6 protein-coding genes are annotated in these 9,122 nt (G+C 75.2%); all 6 read left to right on the forward strand.

All coding sequences use genetic code 11. The features are described 5' to 3' along the window. The first annotated feature begins 148 nt into the window (after positions 1-148). Complete coding sequence (locus tag ABTZ17_RS34570) at positions 149-2,053, forward strand: glycogen debranching N-terminal domain-containing protein (RefSeq protein WP_352199773.1); 1,905 nt, start codon at positions 149-151, stop codon at positions 2,051-2,053. Positions 2,054-2,138: 85 nt separating this feature from the next. Continuing rightward, the gene (locus tag ABTZ17_RS34575; protein WP_352199769.1) at positions 2,139-2,900 is read left to right on the forward strand and encodes an NUDIX hydrolase; all 762 of its coding nucleotides are present in this window, start codon (positions 2,139-2,141) and stop codon (positions 2,898-2,900) included. A gap of 190 nt (positions 2,901-3,090) precedes the next feature. Next, on the forward strand, positions 3,091-4,998 hold the full coding sequence (locus tag ABTZ17_RS34580; protein WP_352199774.1) for an ATP-binding cassette domain-containing protein: 1,908 nt from the start codon (positions 3,091-3,093) through the stop codon (positions 4,996-4,998). A 170-nt stretch (positions 4,999-5,168) separates the two neighbouring features. Continuing rightward, positions 5,169-6,056: a FadR/GntR family transcriptional regulator gene (locus ABTZ17_RS34585; RefSeq protein WP_352199770.1), complete on the forward strand. Its 888-nt coding sequence runs from the start codon at positions 5,169-5,171 to the stop codon at positions 6,054-6,056. A 396-nt stretch (positions 6,057-6,452) separates the two neighbouring features. Further along, positions 6,453-8,024 (forward strand): RNA polymerase sigma factor, encoded by a 1,572-nt coding sequence (locus ABTZ17_RS34590; RefSeq protein ID WP_352199771.1) that lies wholly within the window; start codon positions 6,453-6,455, stop codon positions 8,022-8,024. Between the two features lie 135 nt (positions 8,025-8,159). Further along, the gene (locus tag ABTZ17_RS34595) at positions 8,160-8,984 is read left to right on the forward strand and encodes a S1 family peptidase (RefSeq protein ID WP_352199772.1); all 825 of its coding nucleotides are present in this window, start codon (positions 8,160-8,162) and stop codon (positions 8,982-8,984) included. Positions 8,985-9,122: the final 138 nt, after the last annotated feature.

Below are 9,122 nucleotides of genomic sequence, written 5' to 3' on the forward strand. Positions count from 1 at the left end.
TTTTAACTTATCCCCCCACCACCTATACCTACAGTCAAAACACAACACTCTTCCCCTCCCCGCCGCTCTCCCGAACGGCCCCGGCCCCGCCGCGGGGGGCCCGCCGCGGCGGCCCCCCGCGGAGCTCCCGCCCGTCCACGGCTCCCTGATCTGCGTGGCCGCCCCCGCGCTGGCCATCTCCCCGGAGCACGGCCAGCTCACCGGCCGGGGGCTGGACGGCTTCTACCGCTCCGGCCGCCGCCTCCTCGCCCGCTGCCTGCTCCGGGTCGCCGGGCGGGACCCGATCGCCGTCCAGGGCCGGAGCCTGGGCTCCGACCGGGCCTCCTTCACCGCCACGGTCCGCACCGGGGCCGAGCCCGGACCCGACCCCGACCTGACCGTGGAACGGATCCGGCACGCCGACGGCACCGAGCGCATCACCCTGCGCAGCCACGCCGCCCGACGGATCCGCGTCCCCGTGGAACTCTCCCTCGGCACCGACCTGGCCGAGCTCGGGGCGGTGGCCTCGGGCCGCGCCGGACCGGAGCTGCCCGCCGCCGTCCACGCGGCCGGTCTGCGCTGGAGCACCCAGGGCGCGCAGTCCTTCACCACCGCCGAACCGGCACCCGACGACGTGCTCGCCGCCCTGGGGCTGCTCCGCTGGGAGCTCGACCTCGACCCCGGCGAGAGCCGCGTCATCGAACTGCGCACGGCCCGGGACCGGTCCCTCCGGATCCCCGCCGGGCAGTTGGCGGGGATCCTCGCCGACGCCCGAGCCGAGGGCGACGACCCGCGCGCCGAGGCCCTCTTCGGGGCCTCCCTGGCCGATCTGAGGGCCCTGCTCCTGAGGGACCCGGACCACCCCGCCGACACCTTCCTCGCCGCGGGCGCCCCCTGGCGCTGCGGACTGGCCCCCGCGGAATCCCTCTGGGCCGCCCGGATGGCCCTTCCCCTCGGCACCGGCCTCGCCGCGGCCACCCTCCGGGTGCTGGCCCGCACCCAGACGGGCGGCCGCGGGGCCGATGCCGGCCGGATCCCGGGCCCGCTGCGGGCCGCGGGCCCCGGGCTGCCCCCGGGCTGCACCGGCACCGAAGCCACCCTCGCCTTCCCCGTGGTGCTGGCCGAGGCCCGCCGCTGGGGACTCCCCGAGGCCGAACTGGACGCCCTGCTCCCCGCCGCCGAACGCTGCCTGGCCTGGCTGCGCAGAGCCCCCGACACGGGCCTGCTCCCCGACCCCACCGACGGCCCGGCACGCGTCGAGACCCAGGCCCACGCCCACCGGGCCGCCCTGCTCGGCGCCGACCTCCTCGCCGCCTGCGGCCGCCCCGGCGCCGGGGAACTGCGCTCCTGGGCCGAACGGCAGCGCGAGCGGTTCCGGGAGTCCTTCTGGATCGAGACCCGGGCCGGGGGCCTGCCCGCCGCCGCCGTCCTGCCCGACGGCCGACCGGTGCCCCGGCTGACCGGGGCCACCGCCCACCTCCTGGACACCGGCCTGCTCGGCGGGGGCGCGCACGCACCCGGCCTGCTCGACCGGATCGCCACGGAACAACTCGGTCGGCTCCTCGGGGCCCCCGCCATGGACTGCGGCTGGGGCCTGCGCAGCCTCGGGGTCAAGGAGCCCGGCCACAACCCCTTCGGCCACCGCTCCGGGGCGGTCCGGGCGCACGAGACCGCCGTCGCCTTCGCCGGGCTGGCCGCGGCCGGCTACGAGCAGGAGGCCGCCGGTCTGCTGCGCGGGTTCGTGGACGCGGCCGAGGCGTTCGGGTACCGGCTGCCGGAGATGTACGGCTCCGCCCAGCGGACCGCCGGCGGGGCCCCGCTGCCCCACCCGGCGGCCTGCCGCCCCGCGGCCGTGGCGGCGGCCGCCGGGATCCACGTCCTGGTGGCGCTGGTGGGGGTGCGCCCCGACGCCCCCGCGGGCACCGTGGCCCTGGCCCCGCCGGCCGGGGCACCGCTCGGTGCCCTCCGACTCTCCGGGCTGCGGGTCGCCGGGGAACCCTTCGCCGCCCGCGTCAGCCGCCTCGGCCTCGGCATGGTGGAGGAGGCGGCCGATGCGCTCCAGCTCGGCGTGTAGCCACCCCCCTGGCCCGCGCCCCGCTCCCCGGGAGGGAGAGAACCGAACGACTGTTTATCGTCAGGAAGACGACTATGATCGGGGCATGCCCTACGACCCGTCGGCCTTTCCGCCCTTCGCCGTCACCGTCGACCTGGTCGTGCTCACCGTGCGCCGTCACGCGCTCTGCACCCTGGTCGTCCGCCGAGGGGAGTCCCCCTTCCAGGGAAGCTGGGCCCTGCCCGGCGGCTTCGTCCGCGACGAGGAGGACCTCGCCGGAGCCGCCGCCCGCGAACTGGCCGAGGAGACCGGCCTGTGCGCCCACGACCCGAGCGCACCCGACACGGGCAACGGCGCGCACCTGGAACAGCTCGCCACCTACGGCGACCCCAAGCGCGACCCCCGCATGCGGGTGGTCAGCGTGGCCCACCTCGTGCTCGCCCCCGACCTCCCCGCCCCCCGCGCCGGCGGCGACGCCAACAGCGCCCGCTGGGCCCCGGTCGACGAACTCCTCGACGCCGAGGGCGGTTTCGTCCGGGACGGCGAAGGGGCCGGCGCCCTCGCCTTCGACCACGCCCGGATCCTCGCCGACGGAGTCGAACGCGCCCGCTCGAAGATCGAGTACTCCTCCCTCGCCACCGCCTTCTGCCCGCCGGAGTTCACCGTGGGCGAGCTGCGCCGGGTCTACGAGGCGGTGTGGGGGGTCTCCCTGGACCCGCGGAACTTCCACCGCAAGGTGACCGGGACGCCCGGCTTCCTGGTCCCCGCCGGAGGCACCACGACCCGTCAGGGCGGCCGCCCCGCACAGCTGTTCCGCGCGGGCGGGGCCACGCTCCTCAACCCGCCGATGCTGCGCCCCGAGGTCTGAGCCCCGCCTTCCGAGCGGCGGGGGAGGCGGAACCGCGCGGGAAGCCGAGGGGGCCCGGAGCGGGTGAGGGCCGACCGGTCGACATATGGGGCGCCGCCGGGCCGGGTTCCATTACAAATCGGACATATCGCGTTATCTTCCTGTGGTATTCGCCGTGCCGCAGAGCGGTCTCACCCCCGCGAGAGAAGCGATGCTCCAGGCCATCGGACTGACCAGTGCCCCCCGCAGAGACCTCCCGCCCGCCGTGGACGACCTCACCTTCGAGGCCCGCCCCGGACGGGTGACCGCCCTCCTCGGTGACCCGGGGGCGGGCAAGACCACAGCCCTCCGCCTCATGCTCGAACTCGAACCGGGCCGGGGCGTCACCTACTTCCGCGGCCGCCCCCTGCACCGCATCGCCCACCCCTCCCGCGAGGTAGGGGTCCTCCTCGGCGACGTGCCCGGGCACCCGGCCCGCACCGTCCGCGGCCAACTGCGCATGCTCTGCGCGGCCGTCGGCGTCCCCGCCGCCCGCGCGGAGGACATGATGGAGGTCGTCGGCATCGCGGGCCTGCGCGACGAGCGGCTCGGCACCCTGTCCGCGGGCATGGACCGCAGGCTCGGACTGGCCGCCGCCCTCCTCGCCGACCCCTGCACCCTGCTGCTCGACGAGCCCACGGCCGGGCTCTCCGGGCGCGAGCGCACCTGGCTGCACGGACTGCTCCGCAGCCACGCCGCCCTGGGCGGGGTGGTCCTCTTCACCACCTCCGACCCCAAGGAGGCCGCCCGGTACGCCGACCGCGTGGTCAGCGTCGAGGCGGGCAAGCTCCTGGCGGACCAGGAGGCCGCGGACTTCGCCCGCACCCGGCTCCGCCCCCGGGTCGCCGTCCGCAGTCCCCACGCCCCCCGCCTGGCGGCCCTCCTGGGTCAGCGCGCCCGGGCCGGACAGCGGTCCGTGGAGGTGGTCGAGGAGAGCGGCAGCCGCCTCTCCGTGTACGGCAGCAGCTGCGCGGAGGTCGGCGAGACGGCCTTCCTCAACGGCATCCTCGTGCACCAGCTCGCCGACGAGATCGGGGACACCGGCCCCGCCGCCACGGTGCCCGCGCCCGCGCCCGCCCGAGAGGTCGGAACCCGGCGGTCCCGAACCCTGAGGCCCCGATCCCCTCAGGCGGAGACCCCGGACACCGGAACCTCCGGGGCCGGAGCCTCCGACCAGGGCGTCCCGGCCGGAGGCCCGGACGCCGGGGGCCGCGACGGCGAAGCGCCCCGGCCCCCCGCGCCCCGCGCGTCGACCGGTCCCCGCCACGCCCGCCCGAGCACCCCGCCGGTCTCCGCCGTGCGCCGCGTCGGCGGGCCCCTGCGCCCGCTGCGGTACGAACTGCGCCGCATCGCCGGCACCCGCACCGCCGTGCTCGTGGCCGTCGCGGCGGTGTTCGTCTCGGTGCTCCTCGCCCTCGGCACCGCCCACTCCGGCGGCCTGCCCCGCCCCCGGCTCCTCGCGGCCTGGCCCGGCTTCCTGCCGCTGCCGCCGGCCGCGCTCGGGGCCGGGCTGATCGGCGCGCTGGCCTTCGGGGAGGAGTACCGCTACCCCGCCCTCGCGGCGGACCGCGGCACCGTTCCCCGGCGGCTCGGGCTGCTCCTGGCCAAGCTCGGGGTCAGCGGCGTGCTGGCCCTGCTCATCGGGGTGTTCACGGTCCTCGCCGACGGGGCCGCCCTGCGCCTGGTCTTCGACACCGACCTGGTCCGGGTGCCCCGCGAATGGCTCGCCCCGGCGGCCAGTTGGGCCGGACTCCTCGTGGGCTGCGCCTGGGCCGGCGTGCTGGCATCCGCCGTGTTCCGCTCCGCCACCGCGGGGTTGGCTGCCGTCACCGCCGTGCCGGTGCTCGTGGTGCCGCTGCTGCGCAAGGTGTTCTCCGGGCCCTCCGCCTACGAGACCGCGGGAGTGGCCTCCCGGCTGCGCGGGTTGGCCTGGGCGCACTGGCCGCCGGAGGCCGACCGGCTCGTGCTCGGCGCGTTCAAGGTGCTCGCCCAGCCGGTGGGCGCCGCCCTCGCGCTCTCCCTGACCGCCCTGTTGTGCGCGTACGGGTTCACCGGCCTTCGCAGCAGGGTGCGTTGGTGACCGTTTGGCATCGATGAACGTCCGCTTCGACGAACGGGGATCGCAACTACGGCCTGAAAGCACGGTTCTTTACGATAAGTCGTCAATTGCGTAGGGGGCACCGATCACCCTTTCGTGTGCTTTTCACCAAAGACCTCAAGGGCCGCCGGAGCGCGGCCGACAAAGGATGCGTGAGTACCCTTGCGCACACCTTGATGACCGCCGCCCGCCACGCCGACTCCGGCCTCGCCGGCCCGGGCGAACTCGACCGCTACCCCTACGCGGAGGCCCCCGTCGCCGAGCGCGTCGGACCGCCCCACTGGGACGGTGCCGATGTGGAGCTGAGCCGGGTGGGCCGCCGCGCCGCGGGCAGCCGGGGCCGCGGGCTGCACGGCCAACTCGTCCAGCAGCTCGGCCAGATGATCGTCTCCGGTGACCTCGGCGCGGACCGTCCGCTGGTTCCCGAGGAGATCGGCCAGCGCTTCGAGGTCTCCCGGACCGTGGTCCGCGAGTCCCTGCGCGTGCTGGAGGCCAAGGGCCTCGTCAGCGCCCGCCCCAACGTCGGCACCCGGGTCCGCCCGGTCAGCGACTGGAACCTCCTCGACCCCGACATCATCGAGTGGCGCGCCTTCGGCCCCCAGCGGGAGGACCAGCGCCGCGAGCTCAACGAGCTCCGCTGGACCATCGAGCCCCTCGCGGCCCGGCTCGCCGCGGGTCACGGCCGCCAGGACGTCCAGCAGCGGCTTTCCGACATGGTCGAGATCATGGGCCACGCCCTCGCCCAGGGCGACCTGATCACCTTCGCCCGCGCGGACAACGAGTTCCACGCCCTGCTGATCCAGGTCGCCGGGAACCGCATGCTGGAGCACCTCTCCGGCATCGTCTCCGCCGCCCTCCAGGTCTCCGGCAGCCCCGTCACCGCCTGTGACCGCCCCAGCGAGACCTCCGTGGCCCTGCACGGCCGCATGCTGGAGGCCCTCGCCTCGGCCGACTCCCAGGGCGCGGAGAACGCCATGCGCCAGCTGCTGACCGTGCACCCCGAGGTGGAGCGGGTCGTCCCGGCTCCCCGCGAGCACTGACACGCGCGGTGCGCGGCCGGGGCGTGCGCCCCGTGGCGGCGGGGCGCGTGCGGGGCCGTGTGCCGCCGGACCCGAGGGGTCCGGCGGCACTGCTGTGCGCGGCGCGCCGAGGAGCCCACGGGCGTGGCTCCCGCTCCACGCCAAGGCCGTATGAGACGTTTTCGCCGTAAAGGGGGTGTGACTCGGGCCACGGAGATTGTGCGTAACGCTCTGCGAGGCCACGCGATGACCTAAGAGGTGATGGCCGACGGAGGGAAGACAGCAGCCGTTGCGGGCGCTGTGCAGCTCCCCGGTCCCTGCCCGCGCCGCCGACCACCCCGAGTCGGCGGGTCGTCGGCTCCGGTCCAGCACCAGGCCGGGGTCGGAAGCCGTTCCCATCGTTCCGAGAGGTTGTTCGTGTCGGCCAGCACTTCCCGTACGCTCCCGCCGGAGATCGCCGAGTCCGAGTCCGTCATGGCGCTCATCGAGCGGGGCAAGGCCGAGGGGCAGATCGCCGGCGATGACGTGCGTCGGGCCTTCGAGGCTGACCAGATCCCGCCGACCCAGTGGAAGAACGTACTGCGCAGCCTCAACCAGATCCTCGAGGAAGAGGGTGTGACGCTGATGGTCAGTGCCGCGGAGTCGCCGAAGCGCGCCCGCAAGAGCGTCGCGGCGAAGGCTCCCGTCAAGCGCGCGGCCACCAAGACGGCCGCGGCCCGCCCGGCCCCGGTGCGGACGGCGGCGGCCCCGGCCGCCGTGGTGACGGGCGGGGACGAGGAGCTCGCGGTGGAGGCCGCCGAGCCCGCCGAGGAGGCCGCTCCCGTCAAGAAGGCCGCGGCGAAGAAGACGGCCGCCAAGAAGGCCGCTCCGGCGAAGAAGGCGACGGCCAAGAAGGCCGCGGCGAAGAAGACCACGGCCAAGAAGGACTCGGACGGGGCCGGCGAGGACGAGACGCCCGAAGACGGTCCCGGAGCCAAGGGCGCCGAGGGCGAAGAGGAGGAGGAGAGCGGCGAGGCCAAGGGCTTCGTGCTCTCCGACGACGAGGACGACGCCCCGGCGCAGCAGGTGGCCGTGGCCGGTGCCACCGCCGACCCGGTCAAGGACTACCTGAAGCAGATCGGCAAGGTCCCCCTCCTCAACGCCGAGCAGGAGGTGGAGCTCGCCAAGCGGATCGAGGCGGGCCTCTTCGCCGAGGACAAGCTGGCCAACGCCGACAAGCTGGCCCCCAAGCTCAAGCGCGAGCTGGAGATCATCGCCGAGGACGGCCGGCGGGCCAAGAACCACCTGCTGGAGGCCAACCTCCGCCTCGTGGTCTCCCTGGCCAAGCGCTACACCGGCCGCGGCATGCTCTTCCTGGACCTGATCCAGGAGGGCAACCTGGGCCTGATCCGCGCGGTCGAGAAGTTCGACTACACCAAGGGCTACAAGTTCTCCACGTACGCCACCTGGTGGATCCGGCAGGCGATCACCCGCGCCATGGCCGACCAGGCCCGCACCATCCGCATCCCGGTGCACATGGTCGAAGTGATCAACAAGCTCGCCCGCGTGCAGCGCCAGATGCTCCAGGACTTGGGCCGCGAGCCCACCCCGGAGGAGCTGGCCAAGGAACTCGACATGACCCCCGAGAAGGTCATCGAGGTCCAGAAGTACGGCCGCGAGCCGATCTCCCTGCACACCCCCCTCGGAGAGGACGGCGACAGCGAGTTCGGCGACCTCATCGAGGACTCCGAGGCCGTGGTCCCGGCCGACGCCGTCTCCTTCACCCTGCTGCAGGAGCAGCTGCACTCGGTCCTGGACACCCTGTCGGAGCGCGAGGCGGGCGTGGTCTCCATGCGCTTCGGCCTCACCGACGGCCAGCCCAAGACCCTGGACGAGATCGGCAAGGTCTACGGCGTGACCCGTGAGCGGATCCGTCAGATCGAGTCCAAGACCATGTCGAAGCTGCGTCACCCCTCGCGTTCCCAGGTGCTGCGCGACTACCTGGACTGAGCGGTCCCACCGCGGGCGCCACGGGGCCCGGAGTCCGCGACGGGGCTCCGGGCCCCCGCCGTGCCCGCGGGTGCGCGGCGGCACGGGTCGTACCACTCTGGGTGTGGTCATGCACACACGGAGTCAGGAGGCCCCATGCGACGTCCCTTTGCCCGCACCCTGGCGGGAGCGCTGACCCTGGCGGCGGGCGCGGCCGTGGCCCCGCTGGCTCCCGTCGCCCCGGCCGCCGCCGACAGCGTGGTGGTGGGCGGCCGACCGGCACTGGTGGACGACACCCCCTGGGTGGTGGCCCTGTCCAGCCGTGACCGGTTCGGGGGTACGCGGGCGGGCCAGTTCTGCGGGGGCGTGGTGGTCGCCCCCACGAAGGTCCTCACGGCCGCCCACTGCCTCGCCCGGCAGGTGCTCGGCGGCTCCGTGGAGGCCGTGCGGGACCTCCGGGTGATCGCCGGACGCACCGAGCTGCGGGCCGGGGAGGGCCGCGAGATCGCCCTCCTGGAGGCCCGGGTGAATCCGGCCTACGACCGCTACACCAATGCCGGGGACCTCGCGGTACTGACCCTGGCGGAGCCGCTGCCCCGGGCGCACGTGCTCCCCATGGCCGGACCGGGGGACGAGGCGTACGCGCCGGGTACGGAGGCCACGGTCTTCGGCTGGGGGGACACCACCGGCTACGGGGACTACGCCGGCTCGCTGCGCTCGGCGCCCGTGACCGTCTTCGACGACGTGGCCTGCGGGCGGGCCTATCCGGGCGGCCCGGAGGGCCGCTACCTGCCCGGGGCGATGGTCTGCGCCGGAGACCCCGCCGGTGGCCGGGACGCCTGCCAGGGGGACAGCGGAGGGCCTCTGGTGGCCCGTGGGCGGCTGATCGGGCTGGTGTCCTGGGGGCGGGGCTGCGGCCGCGCCGACAGCCCCGGGGTCTACACCCGGATCGCCCCGCTCACGGGCTTCGTGGCCGGCTGAGCCACCACGCCTCCGGCGGCCCCGGCGCGGGGCCGGAAACGAGGACGGGCGGTCACCCCTGGGTGTGTGGGGGGTCCGCCCGTCGGCCGGGGCGGGGCCCGTGCGGGGGGGGCGGGTTGGTGGGCCGGCGGCGCGCGG

It is taken from the genome of Streptomyces sp. NPDC097619, from assembly GCF_040302735.1.
Taxonomy (GTDB): domain Bacteria; phylum Actinomycetota; class Actinomycetes; order Streptomycetales; family Streptomycetaceae; genus Streptomyces.